1 pseudogene is annotated in these 345 nt (G+C 61.4%); it reads right to left on the bottom strand.

Going from position 1 to position 345, the window contains the following annotated elements:
• Positions 1 to 345: pseudogene (locus IT084_RS17745) on the bottom strand (CO dehydrogenase/CO-methylating acetyl-CoA synthase complex subunit beta); the annotation flags it as partial.

Raw genomic sequence — 345 nt, forward strand, 5'->3', positions numbered from 1 at the left:
AATTGTTGTAGCAGAACTCGTTGAAGGACTTCCACTGGCCCTTGACCGGGTCGATGACGCCTTCCTTGGGAATGGGCTGGTTGGCGCCGTGCGGGTTGATTTCGTAGGCCGCCTTGGCGTCCAGCCAACTCACCGCGCCGCACAGGCCGACCCGCTCGGGCGCGATCACGCACACGTGGGTGGGCGCGAAGCTCTGGCACAGGGTGCAGGAGTAGAAGGTGTCCACCAGTTCGTCCTTGAGCTGCTTCAAGCGGTCGTCCCGCTTCTTGTAGTATTCCCGGGCCACTTCCCGCATCTCCAGCACTTTCTGCTCGTCGGTGTAAATGGTGATCTGCACCCGGTCCA

The sequence above is a fragment of the Desulfallas sp. Bu1-1 genome (assembly GCF_015594625.1).
Taxonomy (GTDB): domain Bacteria; phylum Bacillota; class Desulfotomaculia; order Desulfotomaculales; family Desulfallaceae; genus JADNRQ01.